Here is a 20,715-nt window from a genome sequence, read left to right as displayed (position 1 = left end):
CATTGCGCGTTGCCTTTGGTATTTTTCCGGCTGAGCTCCGACCAAATACTGGCGGGGGTCAACCGGTCTTCACACTGGGTGCCTGCGCCGCTAGTATTAGCCTATGTTCTTCCAATGGCTCAAACAATATGTTCCGCGCAGCCTATATGCCCGTGCGGCACTGATCCTGATTATGCCTGTGGTTGCCCTGCAACTGCTGGTCACCATTGTCTTTATCAAACGTGATCTTGAGGATGTGACAACGCAGATGGCCATAACGGTTTTGCGAGAGATCACCCTGTTGCGACAACAGGCGGGTGATACCTCGGATGCTGACCTCTATCTGCAACGGTTGGCGCCCTATTTGGCGCCTTTGACCATGACAGCACGCTTTGTGGAACAGGATGCGCCACGGCCACAGGATGAGCTGAGCTGGATTGAATTCTCCGGCCGGGTGGTACGGGAAAAACTGCAGCAGGAGCTAAAGGGGTTTGTTGCGGTCAAATTTCTCGAGACCCGCGAGTTCCTGCTTTATTTGGAAACCCCGGCGGGGATCCTGGAGCTGGGGCTGGACCGCCGGCGCCTGACCGCTGCGGCACCGCATCAGCTGATCGTGACCATGGTGTTCTTTGGGTTTTTGATGACGGTGATTTCCATTGTTTACATGCGCAACCAGTTGCGCCCGATCAAAAAACTGGCCGATGCGGCCCAGGCCTTTGGCCGCGGGCGCAACCTGCCATACTCCCCCCGCGGTGCCACCGAGGTCCGGGTGGCTGGCAGTGCCTTTCTTGACATGCGGGCGCGTATCGAGCGCCAGATCGAACAGCGCACCCTGATGCTCTCTGGGGTGAGCCATGATCTGCGGACGCCGTTGACGCGGCTCAAGCTGAGCCTGGCGATGATCGATGAGGACGAGGCAGAGCCCATGCTGCGCGACGTCAGCGAAATGCAGGCGCTGCTGGATGCTTTCCTTGATTTTTCACGGGGCGCCTCCATCGGCGAGCCAGAGCCGGTGGATCCGCAAAAGCTGGCAGTTTCGGTGGTTGAGGATTGGCGGCGGCAGAACAAGGACGTGATGCTGGGAGAGTTGAGCGGTTCTGGTACCGTGCCGCTGCGGGCGCAGTCGATACGCCGGGCATTGGAGAACCTGATCTCCAATGCGGTGCGCTATGGCACGCGGGCGCGGGTTTCTGTCACCCTGACCGAGAAATCTTTGCGGCTGCGGGTTGAAGACGACGGTCCCGGTATCCCGGCGGCCCAACGGGGTGATGCGGTGCGCCCCTTTGCCCGGCTGGATCCGGCACGGAATCAGGACCTGGGCTCGGGGGTTGGGTTGGGCCTTGCCATTGTTGCCGATATTGCCCGCGCCCATGGCGGCATGCTGCGGTTGGGCAAAAGCAAAGAGCTTGGCGGTTTGCAGGCTGATATTGTCATCGGGCGCTAGACGAGGGCGCTAGCCGTCCTGCCGCCGCACGCCACAGGTGGCAGGACCTATCAGGTTTCTGCGCTGTGGTTCTTGCGGGCGTGGAAAATGAAGCCGATGAAGTTGAGCAGCAGCTGCGCCGCCAGGATCTGAGTGCTTTCACTCGGGTCATAGGCAGGGGCGACCTCAACCAGATCAATGCCAACCACATCGCCGCGTTGGGCCAGCCCCTGAAGGATCTCCAGCACGTCGTAGTAGAGAAACCCGCCATGGCTGGGCGTGCCCGTGCCCGAAGCGATAGAGGGGCAGAAGGCATCAATGTCGATGGTCACATAGTAGCGCGCGCCCTTTGGCAGGCGCTCCAGCACGGCTTGGGTGCCCAGTTTGCGGACTTGGCGCACCGACAGGATGTCAGAGCCACGCGCCCGCGCATCATCATAGCCGTCCTTGGCGGTCGAAGAGACATTGCGGATACCGAGCTGTGTCATGCCCGCGACATAATCTTTCTCGATGGCGCGGCGCATTGGGTTGCCATGGCCATTGGTGACGCCGTGCCGGGTGTCGACAAAATCCAGATGTGCATCAATCTGTACCACATGGAGCGGGCCATTTATGGCGCAGTCCTCGGCAAAGGCATTGATGCAGGGGATATTGATCGAATGGTCGCCACCGATGGTAACGGGCAGGGCGCCCGCTGTGAGGATCTTCCTGACACCAAATTCGATATTGGCGTGGCTTTCTTCGGTTTTGGTGTGGATGATATCGGCATCGCCAATATCCACGATCTTGACATCGGCGCCCAGATAGGTGGCGTCATCCTCGTGGTCATAGGCGCCGGCATGGCCAAAGCTGAACAGGGTAGAGGCCTCGCGCACTGCACGGGGACCAAAGCGTGCGCCAGGGCGCCACTGGGTGCCAAAGTCAAAGGGAGCGCCCAGAATGGCGACATCCGCGTCAATCGCGGTCCAGTCGGCCACATAGGGGGATTTCCCAAAGGTGGAGATCCCCACAAAGGGAAGGTTCAGCCGGCCGGCCTCATATCCATGCTCTGACACGCGTATCTCCTGTTGCTCTGGTCTGTTTCGCCCGGGATGATGGTCGACTTTCTGTCCCACGACCAGTGATCGGACAGCAGATGTGCCGACACCGGTAGCAGGCATCAAAAAGAGTGGTGGCCTGGCCACAGTCCAGTGCTGAATGCTTGGATCTGCCCCGCTCTTTCAATGCGTAAGATTGTTGTCGTTCAAGTTTTGATCCAGTCTGTTCAGCAAGTTTTCCGTAACCTGCAGAGGCTAAGGTTATGGTGCCTACAGCCTGTCCTGCTTGGGATCGGTTCGAATACTAGACTGGAATGCGACTATACTATGACTATGATCAAACGGGAGGTTGTTGAACTGTGGTTCTCAGAGATCTGGGACGCAGGCAATATTTCCGCTTTGGACACTCTACTTTCCCCCACATTGGCACAGGATGATCCAATTTTTGGCGGCATGGCCCTCCGGAAGGATCTGCCGTTTTTGGTGGAAATGTTTGGCCGCCTTATGGGGCCGATGCAGAGCGAAATTCTTGTGTATCTGGAAGATGGCGACTGGGCCAGCGTCTACTACAGAACAACTGCCTCTGGCCCGGATGGGGATACTCCTCTCTCTATAGAAAGCCTGTTGATGCTGCGCTTTGAACAGGGGCTGATCGCCGAGTTGATTTCAAAGATCGACTGCCTGGCCCTGTTTGAGCAGCTTGGACAAATGCCTCCCGATACCATGATGGGGTGTTTTTCCGGACAGGGGATGACCTGGAAATAATCATATCGTCAGAAGGCAGCCCCGCTGCCGTGATCACGGGGAGAGGGACTGGTGCCCTGGCGCGCCGTGGTCAATTGGTCCCAGTTGGCATGGTCCGGACTGCCGCGCCGCGCATGTCGCCGGCATAGCCAAATGCGAGCATACCCATCTCAGCTGACGAATGCAGGATCGCGGGGACCGCAACGTCCTGATTTTTCCGGCTGATATGTTCCGATGCGGCGCTGATGCCCCCTGTCTGTTGCCCCTGTCTGGAGGACCTGTCAAATCACCGCTCTATCCAAGATAGGGGGGGCGAAGGTTTTCACCAGGCGGTAGGGGGAATTGGTAGGCCCGGCAGGATTTGAACCCGCAACCAAAGCGTTATGAGCGCTCTGCTCTAACCGTTGAGCTACAGGCCCGCCTGGGGACGTGGTTAGAAAATGCCCGCAGGAAGGTCAAGCCATGATTGCAGTTGGAGGGCAACGCCGGGCAAGGGAAGCCCGTCGCAGGGCCTCGATACGCTCCAGAAGCGCCGCCACGACCACCTCGTGGCGTTTGTCATAGCTATGGCGTGAAGGGTACACCGCATAGATATCTTTGGGCTGAGGCTGATATGAGGGCAGCACTTCCTCAAACCGCCCATCCAGCAAGGCCTCATCGAGAAACAGCCGTGGCGCACGGGCATATCCGGTGTGGTTTGACACCGCGCGGATGATCAAATCAGGGTCATCGGCGGTGAACCCCACATGAACCGGCGCCTGATATTCCACGCCGTCTAGGGTCAGCGGGAAAAAGCCGCCGGTCTGATCTTCGTGATGCTGAATGAATTTCAGCCGTCTCAGGTCTTCGGGCACACTGGGGCGTCCGGCCTGATCCAGATAGGTGGGGGTGGCAAACAGCACGGTTTCCATCTGGGCGATCTTGCGCGCGGCGCCATCGCTGTCGCCCAGCGTTCCAGAGCGGATTGCCAGATCCACATTTTCGCGCAGGACATCAACCAGCCGGTCTTCCAGTTTCATCACGATATTCAGGTCAGGGTAGGCCTGATTGACCTCCAGCAGCACAGGACCCAGGATAATACGGCCAAAAAAGGTGCTGGTGTTGATCCGAAAGGTGCCCGAGACGCTGTCTTCCAGGGCGCTCAGCTCGGCGCACATCAGGTCATAGCCCGACAATAGCCCCTGCGCCTGGGCATAGACCAACTGGCCAGGGCGGGTTGGCTTTACCCCGGTTGAGGAACGATGCAGCAACTCATGGCCCAGCAGGGCTTCGAGCTGCTTGATTTGCAGGCTCATGGCGGGCTGGCTGATGCCACGGCGCTGGGCGGCGCGGTTCAGGCTGCCTTCGTCCAGGGCGATGACAAAGCTTTCCAACAGTCCCAGTCGATCCATGTTTGTTATAAATCCTGCTTATAAGGGCGATAGGCGATTTAGGCCTACATTGGCCCGTTTGAGCAAACTAAATCGGGTATGAGGCCAAGACTTGGTCTAAATCATATTGGAGAACCTTATGACGATCAATCGTAGAACCCTACTGAGTGCTCTTACCGCAGCGCCTGCTGCTGCCTTGATTTCTGGTCGGGCGCTGGCTCAGGATACAGATGAGACTGCGGCGCCAACAACAGGTTTGCCCCCGGTTTTGCACCAGTTTTCCATCGGGGATGCCCGTGTGACCGTGTTGCTGGATGGGCATCTGCCACTGGGGACGCAGCTTTTTGCCAACTTTGATGCGGATAAAGCAAATGCGGTTCTGGCCAAGGGCTTGCACCAGATGACCCCTGCGGGGTTGCAGATCCCGGTGCAGGGCTACCTGGTGGAGCGGGGCAGTGAAAAAATCCTGATTGATGCCGGAACAGCTGACCTGATGGGGCCAAATTTGGGAGCGATGCGCGCCGGATTGGCAGCCATGGGGGTGAAGCCCAGCGAAATTTCGACAGTTTTGCTGACCCATATGCATCCGGACCATTCTGGCGGGCTGGTTGCGGGCGATGGCACGGCGGTGTTTGCAAATGCATCGCTGGTGGTGTCACAGGTGGAATGGGAGTTCTGGCATGACGATGCCATCATGGCCTCGGTTCCGGAAAACAGCCGTGGATTTTTCCAAATGGCTCGTATGACGGTTGCCCCCTATCAGAACCGGTTGCGGCTGATTGCGGGCGAAGACACGGTTCTTGCGGGGTTCACCGCGCTGCCGCTGCCGGGGCATACGCCTGGACATACGGGCTATATGCTGGACAGCGGTGGTGAGCAGCTGTTGTTCTGGGGGGACATCATCCACAGCACCGCGCTGCAATTTGCCTATCCCGACTGGACCATCGCCTTTGACACCGATCCGCAGCTGACGGCGGCGACTCGCCACAAAATGCTGGATCGTGCCGCCACCGATGGGCTGTTGCTGACCGGAAGCCATATCGACTTCCCAGGCCTTGGCCGGGTGCTGCGCCAAACGGAAGGCTACGCATATCAACCGGCGCCATGGCAATTTGGCCTCTGAATTAACTGCTGATTTGGCCCCTCCACCGTGCGACAGGTCGCGCACGGTGGATTCCCTTGTTTCTTTCCGGTGAGCCTTGCGATAAAGGCTGCGCAACCAGTTTTAAGGAGCCAAGAGATGACCAGCGGCAAGAACGGTTTGACCTATGCGGATGCAGGTGTGGATATTGACGCGGGCAATGCCCTGGTGGATCGCATCAAGCCCGCCGCCAAGCGGACCAATCGCTCCGGCGTGATGAGCGGCCTTGGCGGCTTTGGCGCGCTTTTTGACCTCAAGGATGCAGGCTATAGCGATCCTATCCTGGTTGGTGCCACCGATGGGGTTGGCACCAAGCTGCGTATCGCCATCGACACCGGTGTTGTGGATGGTGTGGGCATTGATCTGGTCGCCATGTGTGTCAACGATCTGGTCTGCCAGGGGGCTGAGCCGTTGTTCTTCCTCGATTATTTTGCCACCGGCAAACTGGAAACAGAAACGGCTGCCCGGATCATCGAAGGCATCGCCGAGGGCTGCGTGCGCTCTGGCTGCGCGCTGATCGGGGGGGAAACCGCAGAGATGCCCGGCATGTACCCCAAGGGTGATTTTGATCTTGCCGGTTTTGCTGTTGGCGCCATGGAACGTGGCACCGCCCTGCCTGCGGGCGTGGTCGAGGGCGACGTGCTCTTGGGGCTGGCCTCGGACGGGGTGCATTCCAATGGCTATTCTCTGGTGCGCAAGATTGTTGAACTTTCTGGCCTGGGTTGGGACGCGGATTCGCCCTTTGGCGCGGGCAGCCTGGGCGAGGCGCTGCTGACGCCAACCCGTTTGTATGTGAAACAAAGTCTCGCGGCAGTGCGGGCAGGGGGCGTGCATGCGCTGGCCCATATCACCGGCGGTGGTCTTACTGAAAACCTGCCACGGGTGCTGCCCGAGGATCTGGGCGCTGATATCAACCTGGACAGCTGGGAGCTGCCCGGCGTGTTCAAATGGATGGCCGAGGTGGGCGGTATTGCCGAGGCTGAGATGCTGAAAACCTTCAACTGCGGTATTGGCATGATCCTGTCGGTGTCCGCTGATCGCGCGGATGAGCTGGTCGCAATCCTGCAGGACGAAGGCGAAACCGTCAGCCGGCTTGGCACGGTGACGGCTGGTGCTGGCATGCGCTACACAGGCAACCTGCTGTGAGCGATAAGAAAAAGGTTGCCATTCTGGTCTCGGGCGGCGGCTCCAACATGGTGGCGCTGATCGAGAGCATGACCGGCGACCATCCGGCCCGCCCCTGTCTGGTGATGTCAAATGACGCCGAGGCCGGCGGGCTGAAAAAGGCCGCTGCTGCTGGCATTGCCACGGCGGCGGTGGATCATCGCCCGTTCAAGGGCGACCGCGCAGCCTTTGAGGCCGAACTGGTAAAGCCCATTCTTGACGCAGGCGCTGATATTGTCTGTCTGGCCGGGTTCATGCGGGTTCTGACCGCAGGGTTTGTGGCACATTTTCAGGGCCGCATGCTGAATATTCACCCCTCCTTGCTGCCTAAATACAAAGGCCTGCACACCCATGCGCGCGCCCTGGAGGCCGGGGATGCAGAGCATGGCTGCACCGTACATGAGGTCACGCCGGCGCTGGATGACGGGCCAATTTTGGGCCAGGCGCGGGTGCCTGTTCTGCCCGGAGACACCCCCGAGGATCTGGCGGCGCGGGTGCTGGTGCAGGAGCATCGGCTCTATCCGGCAGTGCTGCGACGCTTTGCGGCGGGGGATCGCACCCCGGTACTGCTGCAGGGCTGATCTGGCGGTTTGCATTGCTGGCGTCAAAGGCGTATCACCATGGCCATTCCTTTGGACCAGAACACCAGAAAAGTCGTGATATATGAAAACTCTGACCACCACCGACGAGCTGCAGGCCTTTTGTGAAGAGGCCGCAAATTACCCCTACGTGACGGTGGATACCGAGTTTCTGCGCGAACGCACCTATTATTCCAAGCTCTGTCTGATCCAGATCGCCTTTTCCGGCGATGGTGAGAACGACGCAGTGCTGGTTGACCCTTTGTCCGACGGTCTGTCGCTGGAGCCGCTTTATACGCTGTTTCGCGATGAGTCGGTGGTCAAGGTGTTCCATGCCGCGCGGCAAGATCTGGAGATCTTCTGGGTGGATGCCAATGTCTTTCCCAAGCCGCTGTTTGATACCCAGGTCGCGGCCATGGTCTGCGGTTTTGGTGATCAGGTCGGCTATGAAACCCTGGTGCGCAAGATCGTCAAGGAAGGCGTCGACAAAAGCTCGCGCTTTACCGATTGGTCGCGTCGCCCTTTGAGCGAGGCCCAGCAGACCTATGCGCTGGCGGATGTGACCCATCTGCGGCGGGTCTATGAATTTCTCGCCGCCGATCTTGAACGCAGCGGGCGGTCGCACTGGGTTGCCGAGGAACTGCAGGTGCTGACCGATCCTGCGACCTATGACATTCAGCCACAAGAGGCCTGGCGCCGGGTCAAAACCCGCACCTCCTCTGGCAAGTTTCTTGCTGTGGTGCGGGAACTGGCGGCCTTTCGCGAAGACTATGCCCAGACCAACAATGTACCGCGCAACCGCGTGTTCAAGGACGACGCGCTGGTTGAGCTGGCTTCGACCAAGCCGCGTACCGGCGCCGATCTGGGGGGCTCGCGTCTGTTGCTGCGCGAAGCCCGTAAAGGTGCCATTGCAGAAGGTATTTTGCAGGCGGTCACCAGGGGCATTAATTGCCCGGCTGACAAACACCCCAAGGCTGATCGCAGCCGGGAAAAGCTGCAGGTCAACCCGGCGCTGTCGGATCTGTTGCGGGTCTTGCTGAAGGCCAAGACCGAATCTGCAGGTGTCGCCGCCAAGCTGATCGCCCCCAGCGCGGACCTGGATGCCATCGCCGCAGGGGAGCGCGACGTTGCCGCCCTGACAGGCTGGCGTCACGAAGTCTTTGGTGAGGACGCTCTGCGTCTGTGCAATGGCGAAATTGCCCTGGCCGCCAAGGGTCAATCGGTGAAAGTGGTGGCGCTGTAGCGGCTGGTCTATCGCGACCTTTGGCGGCCAGGGGGCGTGATCACAGCGTGCACTGCCAACTGGCTATCCAAACTGGCTATCGGCGATGCTTGGTGACAGGCCCTGTTCTTGTCCCTGTGCTTGTTTGTTTGTTTGATTCTGTCTGTCGATGGAAACCTGTTGATGGAAACCTGTCGATAGACATAGCAAAGCCCAGAGTTCTGGGACTCTGGGCTTATTCGAAACAGTGCTGTGTCCAAACGGCGCTTTGCTAAACTGCGGCTTGTGCGACGCGGCCTGGGATCAGCGGCGGCGGGTTTCGCGGGCGTTTTCGGCGCCGCTGACGCGGATGGTGCGAATGCCGCGCAGGCTTTGTTCTGAAACGGTAACCGCCGCCTGAATGGTGCGGCTGTGTTCGCTTCCCGCCGGGGTGGGGTCCACAGGGTACAGAACGTGCAGGGTGTATTCCAGCGTGTTATCCGCAGCATCGGCAACAGGCCGCAATTCCACCTTATGGGCCCCCTGTCGGGACGCAATGCCACTGGCATAGATGATCGCGCCATTGGGAGTAGGTTCCACCCGCAACTCGCTGATTTTTGCCACGGGGACACTCAGGTCTTCTTTGTCAGGGCGGGCAAAGATGCTCTTGCGCCCTTCCTCTGCAAGCAGTGGATTGGTTGGTTCGCCTTCAGCGGCCACAGTAACGGGCGCGGAGCGTGATTTTCCAAACCAGTTGCCTGGATTGATACGTGACTCACGCCAGCCGCCACAGCCCGCAAGTATCAGCGTGCCCGCCAAGATGAGTGCCAAGGATTTACGCATGTCGTCCCGCCCGTCTTTTAAGTCTGGTTGATTGTGGTTACCCGATTGCGCGGCGCTTGAAAAGCTGTTGAAAAGCATGGACAGGCGGCATAGGTGCTGCATTGCTGATTTCTGTCACAAACGAGGGGACGCCCGGACATGGCCAGCGCCGCATTTGAAGAGATTGTCGAAGACTTTGAATTCCTGGAAGACTGGGAAGATCGCTATCGCCATGTGATCGAACAGGGCAAGGCAATGGAGCCTCTGGCAGAGGCGCTGAAGGTGCCCGCAACCAAGGTGGATGGCTGTGCCAGCCAGGTTTGGCTGCATCCAACAATCACAGAGGGGCGTTTTCATTTTGACGGCGAAAGTGATGCGCTTATCGTGCGCGGATTGATTTCGGTGCTGCGCAGCCTCTACAACGGGCTTACGCTGACTGAGGTCGTGGCGGTGGATGCCCGGGCCGAGCTGGAGCGTTTGGGATTGAACGAACATCTGTCGGCGCAGCGCTCCAATGGGCTGCGGGCAATGATCGAGCGCATTCGCGACACGGCGGCCGCACAGCTCTAGCGCGGCGCGGTCTGGTCTGGATCGCAGGGGGTGGCCAGCCTGGCCTTGTTGCGCTGTTGCAGCTGCGCGATATAGTCCCGCAGCAGCGACACCCGCCGCGGGCGAAAGCTCTCGCCGGTTTTGGTGTAGCCTTCGATACGCGTGACATGAAACATGCGAAAATCCGCGCGTTTGCAGCACCAGGCGAGCAACATGACCGCATGGTCATGATAGGATAGAGCCAGCGGGTAAATGCGCCGTTGGGTCTGGGCATCTTTTAGATCTCTGTAGCCGATTTCCAGCGCCTCTTCGGCCCACATGGCCTCGCGTAGCAGCGTCATGTCGATGGTGGGCGGCTGCGGCACCGTATACCGATGCGCCAGATTGACCGCATGCATGGCCTGGCGTTGCTGTCGCTCGGGCAGGGTGGCGAGGATTTTCACCAGCGCATCATTGGCCGCCTGTGCCAGATCTCTGTCACCGCGCTGCCCCACCTCGGACAGGCCCAGCGTCAGGGCTTCGATTTCGATCTGGGTAAAGGTCTGCGGCGGCAGGGCGGGGTCTTCGACCATGGTGTAGCCAAGGCCCGCTTCGCCCTCGATCCTGGCGCCAGCGACGCGCAGACTGTCGATGTCGCGGTAGATGGTGCGCTCTGATACCTCCATCGCGGCAGCGAGTCGGGCCGCGGTCACTGGCGGCGTCAACCCACGGATGAGATGCAGCAGACGAAAGAGGCGATCTGATTTGGCCATGTGGTAAACTAGACAATACATCCTGACAGAATTTGACAGGAGGGTAGCGGCATATATCCCGCATCGGCAACCAAAATCTGAAAGGTTCTTTTCCAATGCCAAAGCTATATCATTCTCCCAACACCCGCTCTTCTCGCGTCATTTCCCAGCTTATGCTGATGGGGAAGCTCGACGCGGTGGAGGTCATCTGTGTTGACATTGTCAAAAGTGACGGCTCGGGGCGGCGGGATCCGATGAACGCCCATCCCGAAGGCAAGGTGCCGTTTTTGGTCACCGATGAAGGCGAGACCATTCGCGAGAGTGCCGCCATCATGATGTATCTGGATGAGCTTTACGGCCAGCCGTTGAGCCCCAAGATCGGCGCTCCGGGGCGGGGCAGCTACCTGAGCTGGATGTGCTACTATGGTGGCGTGCTGGAGCCTGCCTTGGTGGCGCAGTTTGCTGAGGTGAACCACCCGGCGCTGGTGGGGGCGTTTCGCACCCTGACCGAGGTCGGGGCACAGCTGGAAACTGGGTTGCAGGATAAGCCATTTTTGCTGGGCGATGATCTGACCGTCGCGGATCTCATCATGGCCTCGGCCTTTCTCTGGGCGCCGCATTTGATGCCTGACAGCGCTGTGGTGAAAGCCTGGGTGGCCCGGGTGGCAGCGGCGCAGGACAGCACCGCGCTGGAGGCGTTTGAAGCAGAGGCGATACAAAGCCTGATGGTCAAGGCCTCAGCCTAACCCGCCTGGACCTGAACCGGGGTCTGAATCAGGGCCTGAGGGCGGGGAAAATCCCTTCTCTCAGGCTTTGGACTTGCCCCAGTGCAGCACCGCGTCTTGCAACTCGCCATACCCTGTGTGCCGGTGTTCAAACTCCAGCCCCATGCGGGCGGCGCAGTCTTGCGCCTTTTCCAGCAGGGCTGGGTCCGAGAGCTGCGACTGGTAGACCAGCTTGGTGTAATTGCCAAAAATCATCTCGCGCAGCTCGGGGTTCTTGTCCAGTCCCATGGGTTTCCAGATAAAGGCATCGAACTGTTTCACCAGAAAATCGGTGAGATAAAACGCGGTGATCTCCCCTGCATCGGCACGTTGTGCAAACTGCTCGTTGCCCTCAAAGAAGGAATAGCAATGCGGCCCGGCTACCATCTCGACGCCCAGTTCGTCGCATTTTTGCTTTAGCTCTCCACCAGTGCCGCAATCGGCATAGACGACACAGATCTGGTCGTAGGTGCTGCGATGCTTCAAAACCGCGCCTTCAACCGCAATGGTGATCTGGTCTGGGTAGAGGTGCAGCTTGGCAGGCAGGCAGGTGAGGTCGATATGATCCAGCCCGTTGATGTCCTTGATGGCAAGAATCTCGCGCGCCAGGGCGCCGCAGGCGATCAGCAGGATACGGCCGTGTTTTTTTTCTGGGGCAGCCAGCCCCCGCTCCGTGAGGGAGCTTTCCTCCAGGGTTCGCCCCGTGGGGGGGCGAAATGCAGCCCGTTCAGTCAAACGGGCTGCACGTCCTTTGCGTGCCAAGTTAGGCGCTCATCTGGTTGTGCTTGCGCGCAACAAAGTCCTTGGCCATTTCCACTGCAACAGCGGCATCACGGCAGTAGCCGTCAGCCCCAATCGCCTTGCCAAATTCTTCGTTCAACGGCGCACCGCCAACCAGAACAACATAATCGTCGCGCTTGCCTTGTTCGATCATCGTGTCGATCACAACCTTCATGTAGGGCATGGTGGTTGTCAGCAGGGCGGACATGCCCAGGATGTCGGGCTTATGCTCTTCGAGCGCTTCCAGGTAGTTTTCAACCGGGTTGTTGATCCCCAGATCGACCACCTCGAAACCGGCGCCTTCCATCATCATGGACACCAGGTTTTTGCCGATGTCGTGGATATCGCCTTTGACGGTGCCAATCACCATCGAGCCCATACGTGGCGCGCCAGTTGCGGCCAGCAGTGGCTTTAGGATGGCCATGCCGCCCTTCATGGCGTTTGCCGCCAGCAGCACTTCGGGCACAAAGAGAATGCCATCACGGAAGTCGGCGCCAACAATGGTCATGCCGCCAACCAGCGCTTCGGTCAGCACCTTATAGGGCTCCCAGTCGCGCGACAGAAGGATGTTCACACCTTCTTCGATCTCTTCTTTCATCCCATCATAGAGGTCATCAAACATCTGTTGGACAAGTTCTTCATCGTCCAGATCCGCCAGGATGATATCTTCTTCTTCTGACATGCGCCTATTCCTTGAGTGGGCGGGGAGTCCCCGGCGTGGTATCGTTGTGACGACTATTGGGCCACTTTGCCGCGTCGAGACTGCATTGATTGCGACATTGCCGTTGTCTGGACCGACCTATAGGGCCAAAAAATACAAATTGATAATGAAGAATTCGCAAGGAAATCTTCGATTTTCCGAGTTTGTTCTTCATTTGTTCCAAAAACGCAGACATAATCGCCAAATGGAACAGATGATTCACTCTCCGGCGCTACGTCGCAAAGCGCGCGCCAGCCTTAGCAATGCGTCAAGCCGCTTTGATGTGCAGCGCGCCGCCGTCGACGATGGCTGGGAGCAAGAGCAACCTAGTGAGGTGATTCCAACCGAAATTCGCCTCGAACAGGTCCGCAGTGCCATTTCATACAACCGTTCACCGGATTTGCCTTTTGATCGCTCGGTCAATCCCTACCGGGGCTGTGAACATGGCTGCATTTATTGTTTTGCCCGCCCCAGTCACGCCTACCTTGGCCTGTCGCCGGGGTTGGATTTTGAAACCCGGCTGATTGCCCGCCCCAATGTGGCGCAGGTACTGCGCCGGGAGCTGTCAAAGCCGCGCTACAAGGTGGCGACCCTGGCCATGGGCACCAATACCGATCCCTATCAACCCTGCGAGCGGGATCACGGATTGGCGCGGGCCTGTCTGGAGGTGTTGCGGGATTTCAACCATCCGGTTGCCATCGTCACCAAGGGCAGCCTGATTGAGCGGGATCTCGACATCCTGTCGGAAATGGCCGTCAAGGGGCTGGTGCGGGTTGGGATCTCTGTCACCACGCTGGACCCGGATTTGTCGCGCCGGATGGAACCACGCGCGCCGACGCCGGCGCGCAGGCTGGCGGTGATCAACCGCCTGTCCGAGGCGGGCGTGCCGGTGCGGTTGATGGCCTCTCCGGTGGTGCCGGGACTGACGGACCATGAGCTAGAGGCCTTGCTGGCCGCAGGGGCGTCGGCGGGCGCGGATGCCGCGAGCTGGATCATGCTGCGACTGCCCCGCGAAGTGTCAGAGCTCTGGCAGGAGTGGTTGGCAGTACATGAACCCGGTCGCGCTGCCAAGGTCATGGCGCGGCTGCGCGAAATGCATGGCGGACGTGATTATGACCCGCGCTGGGGGCAACGCATGCGCGGCGAGGGGGAATATGCTGCCATGATCGGGCGACGGTTCAAGATGGCCTGCAGGCGATTGGGACTTGCGGAGCGCCAGCCTGATCTGCGAGCCGACTTATTTGAAAGACCTCCGCAACCGGGCGACCAGCTTGGGCTGTTTTGACGTTTTGTAGGCTGTGCTGGCGGCGCTTTTGGTGGGCGGCGGCTGTGACGCGGATTGGATTGCAGATGTGTTGCACGACAGGGGAATGCCTCCCCTGGCGCAAGCTGCCCAAGGCAACCGTGCATTCCGGCACACGCCGCAGCAATGGCCGCGATCCCCCCACTTGTGACTGACCCAGATGATGGATGTCTGGCCGGTTTAAGGACTGGCGATGGGAGATAGTGCGGTACGGCCGGTGCACAAAGGTCTTTTCGCCCGCAATCGTCATCCATTGGCGATGCCTCCCAAGTCCAGACTTTAAGAGAAGCACCTGGTGATATGGTCGGCCAGCGCGTGGCCCATAACTGGCATAAATTCATCCCGGTAATGACTGTGATCCTCAAGCGCTTGTTCCAGTGGCACATGATTTAATACAGAAGCCGTGTCAAAGAACTCAAAATCCACCATTTTCTGAGCAGCCAAAGTGAAATCTGTGACCCTGCGCCGCGCAGTGTCCATTGAGCTAATACCGGTTGTGGAAATGTGATTGACAATCATTACAGGCTTTAAGGTGGCTTCCTTTATCTTTCTTATGTGGCCTGCTATTTCATGTGCTGTGAAATACCTTTCCTCCACGCCTTCTATTTTTTGTCCAGTTCTGCTTTCCTCTCGATAAGTTCTATGTGAGTTTATCTCCCATCCCTCTAGTCGCAACGATTTTAAAGTACACATTTCTACGACGAGCAGGTCAGCGTTTTTAACAACATCCGGCGCGACATACTTAATGTCTCTGGTGTCGTCGGTTTCAAAAATTAATTCCTTGAGGTGAAGGGGTGGTTTTTCTTCGCCCATTATTATTCTTAAAGACTGTTCGGCGGCTCTCACATTGTGCATAAACCACTTTGGGTCAATTTTGTTCAGGACTTCATGTGCACTATCTGCAATTATGCCACCCAATGTGCCGTGTATCCTGCAGCTGCCCAATAGCAATAAATTCATCGTTTGTTCCGCGAGTATCATTTGGTTTAAGTGTAGCAGGCGCAAGGCGACGTTTGATTCAGCTGTCCTCGCCTGATTTGACTGCCTGTGAACAGCTGTTCATGACAAAAGCCGTTTATCCAGGCTGAGGATTCATTGAATTGCGCCGCGCCGCGTGCTTCACGGCTGGAAAATGAGCGGCTAACATGTCTGACCTTTTGGGGTTTGGCAATGCGCGAATGGCGCGCCTTGTCCCATGCTTTGCGTAGTGTCACGGCAAGTCCCGGGCGATGCTGGCTAGGCTCTGGGCGAGATGATCTTTGTCAATCGCAACGGATTAAGTTGGCTGGAGGGGGTATGTGGGGGCGCTGGAGGGAGGAAAAGCGCGTTGACTGGCTTGGCAGAACCCTATCCAACGCCGTCAAGGCCACCAAGATCAGCAGCTGATGTTTGATGGCGCGCGCAGCTCTGTGATGGCACCTGATCCGGCAGGTCATACCAGCTGGATGGGATCGTTGCCATCAACAGCGATGGCAACGAAGAATGGTATCTTTTTCGGGCTTTAGCCGCGACGACGGCTTCCGCGGCGGGAGCGGCGTTCGCTGGCGGCCTTTTCCTCTTCGCCGGTGCCATCACTGGCGGATGTGAAGGGGCCAAGCACCTCGACAATTTGCTCCAGGCTTGGGCGCTCACCGCGGGGGCGGGTGTCCAGGGCCTCGCGCATGCTGCGCAGATGTTCTGGCATGGTGCCACAGCAGCCGCCGATGATCTTGGCACCGGAGTCCCGCGCCATAACGGCATATTCGCCCATCAGTTCTGGGGTGCCATCATAGTGAATGTGCCCATCAACATATTTTGGAATGCCGGCATTGCCTTTGGAAATGATCGGCCGTTCGGTTCCCTGTGCGGCAAAGCCCAGCACGGTGCGCAGGATATCCGATGAGCCGGTGCCGCAGTTGGCGCCAAAGGCCAGCGGTGGATTGGGCAGATCCTCAACCAGCTGCGCCAGATCCGCAGAGGTGACGCCCATCATGGTGCGCCCGGCGGTGTCAAAGCTCATGGTGCCACACCAGGGCATACCTGCCAGCGCAAAGGCCTCGGCGGCGGCGCGAAATTCTTCGGGGGCGGAAATGGTCTCCACCCAGAGCACGTCAACACCGCCCTCTTTCAGGGCTTCGGCCTGTTCATGGAACATTTCGACAGCCAGTTCGTGGCTCAGCTCACCCACGGGCAGCATGATTTCACCGGTGGGGCCAACCGAGCCGGCAACGGCGATCTTGCGATTGGCCTTATCGGCAACTTCGCGACCCAGTTCCGCAGCGGTACGGTTGAGCTCACGCACCCGTCCCTGGGCATCATGCAGTTTCAAGCGCGCGGCGGTACCGCCAAAGCTGTTGGTCAAAAACAAGTCACTGCCGGCATCCACTGCGCCTTGATACAGGGCCATGATCTTTTTGGGCTCATCCGTGTTCCACAGCTCGGGGGCATCTCCGGACTGCAACCCCATGTTAAAGAGGTTGGTGCCTGTGGCGCCATCGGCCAGAAGGACGTCTTTTTCCGCAAGGAACTCGGCAAAGAAATTGGTCATCGGTATGTCCTGTCAAAGGAAAGGCAAATGTGGGCAGGTCTTTGGTCTGTTGGTTGCTTTATCGGTCGCAGGTGAACTTCAGAAACCACGGGTCGCCAGGTGTCCCGCCTGCTGTGTCATGTGAACGTGGAGAGCGCAAATGCATAATTTTCAACTTGATTATGAGGCACGCGCGGCGGAATGCGCTGATCCTGACTGCATGCCCCCTGCAACCGGTCTCGGACGATGCCACTCTGCTGTCTCGGCGTCCTGGTCAGCGCCATGGTCAGCGCCATGGCCGGAGCGCAGCGCATCAAACTGCGTCAGGCTGGTGGGTTGCACCGGATCGGGGTGGTGGATCAGGCGGAAGAGCTCGAAGCCGGCGATCACCATATCGCCCCAAGTGGGGCAAGCCATGTACCTGGGCTGCCAGTCTGGCGCAAAGCAGGCTTTGAACCGGCGCAGGCCTTGATCCATCCGGGCTGCGTAGCGATGATCGGGAACGGCAGCCAGCGACAAGCGCGGGATCTCGTCCTCCTTGGCGGCGGCTATGGCGGCACGCAGCAGGATATGGCCGGTGCCATCGGGGGCATTGGGGCAGATGCGAATGAGGTCGAGGCACCATTCTGTTTTGGCAACATGCAGGCTGACAAAACCGATAATACGCTCTTGTTGCCAGGCGAGAAAGACACGCTGTGTTGCCAGGTAATTGGCCTCGAACCGGCCCATGGTGGTGCCGTGGGCATTGCCGTGGCGGTTTTGCCAGGCCAGATCAAGCGCCGCCATCTGCGCCAGTGGCAGGTTGGGTGGTGCCGGGCGGACGCTGATTCCGGCCTTTTCCGCATGGCGCAGCTTGCGCCGCAATTGGCGATGGTTGGATCCGGATTCGCTGAAACTTATAGGTGAGACAACGGCTTCGGAGGCGATCCGCAAGACCGTCCAACCGGCCTGACGGGCCGCCAGGGCGTTGCGGGCTGAACATTTGTAATAGCAGGGCGCGGCATTGCGTTGACGGGCATATCGCTGCAAAGGCGTGAGGGTCTCTTTGAAGCTGCCAATTACCGGATCAAACAGCGCCACAGAGATCTGTGGACTGTCCAGCAAGGCCAGTTGGTTAAACCCAAAGGCCTGAACATGGCCGCCATTTTGACGAATAACGCCAGTCTCTGCCCGAAGCCGTTGGTGGGGCAGGGTCTCTGCTGAGCGGTGCTGCGCGCCCAATAGATCGGGGTCGGTAACAGGCGCTCGGATGGTTTTGAGCCGCTCGGGTGCAAGCATCATCATACAGGCGATTGCTGCAGGCAGGGCGTAGTAGACAAGCCGGAAGGCCAGCAGCGCAGCGAGCAGGCCGGCGCTGTCATGGGCGGGAAGAAGGCTAAAGACCATCAGTTCCAAGGGGCCTGTGCCGCCGGGGGCAGAGGACAAAATCGCGGCTCCCAAGGCGATGGCGTAGACCACCAGCAGGGTGGTCCAAGAGATATCAAGCGAGCTGGGCAATAGGATCCAAAGCGCGGTGCCTGCGGCCATGACATCAATAAGCGCCCAGACCGACAGTGCCGCCATGGCCGCCAGGGAGGGCCAGCGCAACGACAATGACCCGATGTTCAGCCGGGGCGCCACAAAGCTGAGGAGACTGGCGGCACCGGCGACGGCGAGTAGCAGGGCGCCGATGGGCCTGAACCAGGCAAAGACCGGAAACAGAACCATGGCAATGCCGCAAATCACGGCCAATGCTGCCAGGAATGTCACGCCAACCAGGCCGGTCAGCTGTGCTGCCTGCATGACGGTCAATCCCGGCACCATTCGCCAACGGGCGTAAGCCCCGGTCAGCAATCCAAAGCCGACCAATTGCGAAAAGGCGATTGCAGCCATTCCGGCGTGACGCGCCTGTGGCCCATCCAGGCCGGTTTGCAGGTGACGGTGGCCCACGGAGTCATAGCGTCCCAGGGCCCAGAAACTGATTCCGGTTGCGCCACAGGCCGCCAGCCATTGCCACAGCCGCAATCCGCCAAGCAGCCCGCCAAGATCCGAAAGGGAGGGGAGCTCAATACGGGTGAAAATGGCCCAAAGGCAGAGGCCAGCCATAACAAAGGGCGCTGTCAGGCGGAGGACGTGAAGAGGCTGTCCTGCCGAGGGGAGTTTGAGGCTCTGCATTTTGGTCTTTCTGCGATGCCCGGAAGGGGCAGAAAGGCCAATTTAGCAAGCTCAGGTTTTTGTGACGTTAACTGCGCTTTGCCCGGCGACAATAGATTTGCAAACTCGGGTGCCACATTTGCTGCGCGTGTCGTGGACAGGCTGCGCTGGCCATCAGATCCTCAGTTGCCGCCGCCAACGCGATGACCCGCAGGCGCGGCAAGGCGTCGTTCAGCGGTCCTGCAATTGCGGATCAGCGGGCTCCCAGCAGGTCTTTGCTGGCCTGGGCCAGGAACTCGGCCATCTGCTTTTTGATATCTTCTGTGGTGATTTGGTATTGCTCATGGGCCACCATGTCAGCGGCGATCTTGTTCACCACGTCGTCATGACCGGGGTGTTCCAGATCGGCGGTGACAACCTCTGTCGCGTAGCCTTGTGCCTTTTCGTCGTCCAGGCCCAGGATTTTTGCAGCCCAAAGTCCCAGCAGCTTATTGCAGCGCGCCCGGGCTTGAAACCGAAGTTCAAGGTCCTGCGCAAATTTTGCCTCAAAGGCCTGTACGCGGTCATCAAATGTGGTCATGTGTCGTCCTCCATGATGCGTTGTCTCCCATCCAATATGGGGCGTATTTGGTCCGGGACCAGAGATAGCGACAATATAGCGGTCAAATTCTACCGGCCTGGCTTTCCCCGTCAGATTTCAGTTGCCTGTGTGTCTTGGTTGACTACGGGGGCGCACATATGGAGCTTGCAAAGGGGCAGGCAGCTGCGAAGGGGCAGGGGAGACCGGGAGAGACTGGGGGAGACCGGGAGGGCATGCATCGGCGGAATGCGGCGCGGATCAGGCCGTTGTGGCGCGATTGTCTGCGACAATCTCTCCAAAACCAGTTCTATTTGTCTGGGGCGCGCCAGTATACTTGCAGCATTTCACCCCTTGCCCTATGAGAACGGCAAGAAACCGGGCCGGGATTCCTGGCCTTTACCTCGAAAGGCTCCTCATGGCACGTCGCAAGAAGATCTACGAAGGCAAAGCCAAAACACTGTATGAAGGTCCGGAACCGGGCACCATCGTGCAGTATTTCAAGGATGATGCCACTGCTTTCAACGCCGAAAAGAAAGACGTGATCGAAGGCAAGGGTGTGCTCAACAACCTGCTGAGCGAATACTTCATGAAGGGGTTGGGCCAGATTGGTGTGCCAACGCATTTCCTGAAACGGTTGAACATGCGCGAACAGCTGGTGCGCTCCTGCGAGATCATTCCGCTGGAAGTGATCGTGCGCAACTATGCGGCGGGTTCGATGTCCAAACGACTGGGCATTGACGAAGGCACACAACTGCCGCGTCCCATTGTGGAATATTGCTACAAGGACGATGCCCTGGGTGATCCTCTGGTGACCGAAGAGCATATCGCGGCCTTTGGCTGGGCCAGTCAGCAGGACATGGATGATATTCTCAGCCTGGCACTGCGGGTGAATGACTTTATGTCCGGGGTGATGCTGGCCGTGGGTATTCGTCTGGTGGATTTCAAAATCGAGATTGGCCGCGTCTATGACGGTGATTTCCAGCGCCTGGTGGTGGCCGATGAGATCAGCCCCGACAGCTGCCGCCTGTGGGATATCGAGACCGGCCAGAAGCTGGACAAAGACGTGTTCCGGCGCGATCTGGGCAGCCTGACGGATGCCTATAGCGAAGTGGCGCGTCGCCTGGGGGTGATGCCGAACAACCCGCCAGCCCCTAGCAAGCCAACGCTGGTGAACTGATCTGGTGAGGCACATTTCCCCACTCCCGCCAAT

Annotated in this window: 20 protein-coding genes and 1 tRNA gene; 10 read left to right on the top strand and 11 right to left on the bottom strand. The window is 58.8% G+C overall.

From position 1 onward, the window contains the following. Positions 1-103 precede the first annotated feature (103 nt). Positions 104-1,423, top strand: a complete 1,320-nt coding sequence (locus tag ARCT_RS0113705; RefSeq protein WP_027240593.1) for an ATP-binding protein — start codon at positions 104-106, stop codon at positions 1,421-1,423. 50 nt (positions 1,424-1,473) lie between these two features. Here the strand turns inward: ARCT_RS0113705 and speB are convergent, their stop codons facing one another. Next, the gene (speB, locus tag ARCT_RS0113700) at positions 1,474-2,457 is read right to left on the bottom strand and encodes an agmatinase (RefSeq protein ID WP_027240592.1); all 984 of its coding nucleotides are present in this window, start codon (positions 2,455-2,457) and stop codon (positions 1,474-1,476) included. Between the two features lie 309 nt (positions 2,458-2,766). On the opposite strand from speB, the gene ARCT_RS0113695 reads away from it, so the two are divergent. Continuing rightward, positions 2,767-3,204 carry a nuclear transport factor 2 family protein gene (locus tag ARCT_RS0113695; RefSeq protein ID WP_051360750.1) on the top strand — a complete coding sequence of 146 codons (438 nt, stop codon included), beginning with the start codon at positions 2,767-2,769 and terminating at the stop codon, positions 3,202-3,204. A 322-nt stretch (positions 3,205-3,526) separates the two neighbouring features. Here ARCT_RS0113695 and ARCT_RS0113690 read toward each other — a convergent pair. Together ARCT_RS0113690 and ARCT_RS0113685 are read right to left on the bottom strand one after the other, a co-directional pair. Then, a tRNA-Ile gene (locus tag ARCT_RS0113690) sits at positions 3,527-3,602 on the bottom strand. A gap of 36 nt (positions 3,603-3,638) precedes the next feature. Beyond that, positions 3,639-4,574, bottom strand: a complete 936-nt coding sequence (locus ARCT_RS0113685; RefSeq protein ID WP_027240590.1) for a LysR family transcriptional regulator — start codon at positions 4,572-4,574, stop codon at positions 3,639-3,641. 118 nt (positions 4,575-4,692) lie between these two features. Between ARCT_RS0113685 and ARCT_RS0113680 the strand changes: the two genes are divergently transcribed. The 4 genes from ARCT_RS0113680 (at position 4,693) to rnd (ending at position 8,679) form a co-directional block, all read left to right on the top strand. Beyond that, positions 4,693-5,676, top strand: coding sequence for an MBL fold metallo-hydrolase (locus ARCT_RS0113680; RefSeq protein ID WP_027240589.1), 984 nt, complete (start codon positions 4,693-4,695; stop codon positions 5,674-5,676). A gap of 117 nt (positions 5,677-5,793) precedes the next feature. After that, a complete protein-coding gene (gene purM, locus ARCT_RS0113675) occupies positions 5,794-6,840 on the top strand; it encodes a phosphoribosylformylglycinamidine cyclo-ligase (protein WP_027240588.1) in 1,047 nt (348 codons plus the stop codon). Next, positions 6,837-7,439, top strand: a complete 603-nt coding sequence (gene purN, locus ARCT_RS0113670; RefSeq protein ID WP_027240587.1) for a phosphoribosylglycinamide formyltransferase — start codon at positions 6,837-6,839, stop codon at positions 7,437-7,439. Before purM ends, purN begins: the two co-directional genes overlap by 4 nt. An 82-nt stretch (positions 7,440-7,521) precedes the next feature. Then, positions 7,522-8,679, top strand: a complete 1,158-nt coding sequence (rnd, locus tag ARCT_RS0113665) for a ribonuclease D (protein ID WP_027240586.1) — start codon at positions 7,522-7,524, stop codon at positions 8,677-8,679. Positions 8,680-8,961: 282 nt separating this feature from the next. Here the strand turns inward: rnd and ARCT_RS0113660 are convergent, their stop codons facing one another. Further along, complete coding sequence (locus tag ARCT_RS0113660) at positions 8,962-9,480, bottom strand: hypothetical protein (protein WP_027240585.1); 519 nt, start codon at positions 9,478-9,480, stop codon at positions 8,962-8,964. A 138-nt stretch (positions 9,481-9,618) separates the two neighbouring features. On the opposite strand from ARCT_RS0113660, the gene ARCT_RS0113655 reads away from it, so the two are divergent. After that, positions 9,619-10,029 (top strand): SufE family protein, encoded by a 411-nt coding sequence (locus ARCT_RS0113655; RefSeq protein WP_027240584.1) that lies wholly within the window; start codon positions 9,619-9,621, stop codon positions 10,027-10,029. On the opposite strand, the gene ARCT_RS0113650 is transcribed toward ARCT_RS0113655, so the two are convergent. Next, complete coding sequence (locus ARCT_RS0113650) at positions 10,026-10,760, bottom strand: helix-turn-helix transcriptional regulator (protein ID WP_027240583.1); 735 nt, start codon at positions 10,758-10,760, stop codon at positions 10,026-10,028. The genes ARCT_RS0113655 and ARCT_RS0113650 overlap by 4 nt on opposite strands. 95 nt (positions 10,761-10,855) lie before the next feature. Between ARCT_RS0113650 and ARCT_RS0113645 the strand changes: the two genes are divergently transcribed. Beyond that, on the top strand, positions 10,856-11,485 hold the full coding sequence (locus tag ARCT_RS0113645; protein ID WP_027240582.1) for a glutathione S-transferase family protein: 630 nt from the start codon (positions 10,856-10,858) through the stop codon (positions 11,483-11,485). Positions 11,486-11,545: 60 nt separating this feature from the next. Here the strand turns inward: ARCT_RS0113645 and ARCT_RS0113640 are convergent, their stop codons facing one another. Continuing rightward, a complete protein-coding gene (locus tag ARCT_RS0113640) occupies positions 11,546-12,265 on the bottom strand; it encodes a DUF1638 domain-containing protein (RefSeq protein ID WP_027240581.1) in 720 nt (239 codons plus the stop codon). A gap of 1 nt (position 12,266) precedes the next feature. Beyond that, positions 12,267-12,965: a corrinoid protein gene (locus tag ARCT_RS0113635; protein ID WP_027240580.1), complete on the bottom strand. Its 699-nt coding sequence runs from the start codon at positions 12,963-12,965 to the stop codon at positions 12,267-12,269. 223 nt (positions 12,966-13,188) lie between these two features. Between ARCT_RS0113635 and ARCT_RS0113630 the strand changes: the two genes are divergently transcribed. Further along, a complete protein-coding gene (locus ARCT_RS0113630; RefSeq protein WP_027240579.1) occupies positions 13,189-14,268 on the top strand; it encodes a PA0069 family radical SAM protein in 1,080 nt (359 codons plus the stop codon). 297 nt (positions 14,269-14,565) lie between these two features. Here the strand turns inward: ARCT_RS0113630 and ARCT_RS0113625 are convergent, their stop codons facing one another. The 4 genes from ARCT_RS0113625 to ARCT_RS0113600 form a co-directional block, all read right to left on the bottom strand. Further along, positions 14,566-15,246: a hypothetical protein gene (locus ARCT_RS0113625; protein ID WP_154665355.1), complete on the bottom strand. Its 681-nt coding sequence runs from the start codon at positions 15,244-15,246 to the stop codon at positions 14,566-14,568. 541 nt (positions 15,247-15,787) lie between these two features. Continuing rightward, positions 15,788-16,813, bottom strand: coding sequence for a betaine--homocysteine S-methyltransferase (gene bmt, locus ARCT_RS0113610; RefSeq protein WP_027240577.1), 1,026 nt, complete (start codon positions 16,811-16,813; stop codon positions 15,788-15,790). 159 nt (positions 16,814-16,972) lie between these two features. Next, positions 16,973-18,877, bottom strand: a complete 1,905-nt coding sequence (locus ARCT_RS26050; RefSeq protein ID WP_240476320.1) for a phosphatidylglycerol lysyltransferase domain-containing protein — start codon at positions 18,875-18,877, stop codon at positions 16,973-16,975. 301 nt (positions 18,878-19,178) lie between these two features. Beyond that, positions 19,179-19,505 (bottom strand): DUF1476 domain-containing protein, encoded by a 327-nt coding sequence (locus tag ARCT_RS0113600; protein WP_027240576.1) that lies wholly within the window; start codon positions 19,503-19,505, stop codon positions 19,179-19,181. 415 nt (positions 19,506-19,920) lie between these two features. On the opposite strand from ARCT_RS0113600, the gene purC reads away from it, so the two are divergent. Next, entirely contained in the window at positions 19,921-20,682 is a 762-nt protein-coding gene (gene purC, locus ARCT_RS0113595) for a phosphoribosylaminoimidazolesuccinocarboxamide synthase (protein ID WP_027240575.1), read from the top strand. Positions 20,683-20,715 lie beyond the last annotated feature (33 nt).

The organism is Pseudophaeobacter arcticus DSM 23566 (assembly GCF_000473205.1).
GTDB lineage: Bacteria > Pseudomonadota > Alphaproteobacteria > Rhodobacterales > Rhodobacteraceae > Pseudophaeobacter > Pseudophaeobacter arcticus.
Note: the sequence above shows the minus strand (reverse complement) of the source record. Positions and strands in the feature narration are given on the sequence as shown.

Excerpts from the sequence above, each read along its gene's own strand:
- ARCT_RS0113705 (WP_027240593.1), top strand. The coding sequence starts at position 104 with ATGTTCTTCCAATGGCTCAAACAATATGTTCCGCGCAGCCTATATGCC.
- ARCT_RS0113695 (WP_051360750.1), top strand. The coding sequence starts at position 2,767 with ATGACTATGATCAAACGGGAGGTTGTTGAACTGTGGTTCTCAGAGATC.
- ARCT_RS0113685 (WP_027240590.1), bottom strand. The coding sequence starts at position 4,574 with ATGGATCGACTGGGACTGTTGGAAAGCTTTGTCATCGCCCTGGACGAA.
- ARCT_RS0113680 (WP_027240589.1), top strand. The coding sequence starts at position 4,693 with ATGACGATCAATCGTAGAACCCTACTGAGTGCTCTTACCGCAGCGCCT.
- purM (WP_027240588.1), top strand. The coding sequence starts at position 5,794 with ATGACCAGCGGCAAGAACGGTTTGACCTATGCGGATGCAGGTGTGGAT.
- rnd (WP_027240586.1), top strand. The coding sequence starts at position 7,522 with ATGAAAACTCTGACCACCACCGACGAGCTGCAGGCCTTTTGTGAAGAG.
- ARCT_RS0113660 (WP_027240585.1), bottom strand. The coding sequence starts at position 9,480 with ATGCGTAAATCCTTGGCACTCATCTTGGCGGGCACGCTGATACTTGCG.
- ARCT_RS0113655 (WP_027240584.1), top strand. The coding sequence starts at position 9,619 with ATGGCCAGCGCCGCATTTGAAGAGATTGTCGAAGACTTTGAATTCCTG.
- ARCT_RS0113650 (WP_027240583.1), bottom strand. The coding sequence starts at position 10,760 with ATGGCCAAATCAGATCGCCTCTTTCGTCTGCTGCATCTCATCCGTGGG.
- ARCT_RS0113645 (WP_027240582.1), top strand. The coding sequence starts at position 10,856 with ATGCCAAAGCTATATCATTCTCCCAACACCCGCTCTTCTCGCGTCATT.
- ARCT_RS0113635 (WP_027240580.1), bottom strand. The coding sequence starts at position 12,965 with ATGTCAGAAGAAGAAGATATCATCCTGGCGGATCTGGACGATGAAGAA.
- ARCT_RS0113630 (WP_027240579.1), top strand. The coding sequence starts at position 13,189 with ATGGAACAGATGATTCACTCTCCGGCGCTACGTCGCAAAGCGCGCGCC.
- ARCT_RS0113625 (WP_154665355.1), bottom strand. The coding sequence starts at position 15,246 with ATGAATTTATTGCTATTGGGCAGCTGCAGGATACACGGCACATTGGGT.
- bmt (WP_027240577.1), bottom strand. The coding sequence starts at position 16,813 with ATGACCAATTTCTTTGCCGAGTTCCTTGCGGAAAAAGACGTCCTTCTG.
- ARCT_RS26050 (WP_240476320.1), bottom strand. The coding sequence starts at position 18,877 with ATGGCTGGCCTCTGCCTTTGGGCCATTTTCACCCGTATTGAGCTCCCC.
- ARCT_RS0113600 (WP_027240576.1), bottom strand. The coding sequence starts at position 19,505 with ATGACCACATTTGATGACCGCGTACAGGCCTTTGAGGCAAAATTTGCG.
- purC (WP_027240575.1), top strand. The coding sequence starts at position 19,921 with ATGGCACGTCGCAAGAAGATCTACGAAGGCAAAGCCAAAACACTGTAT.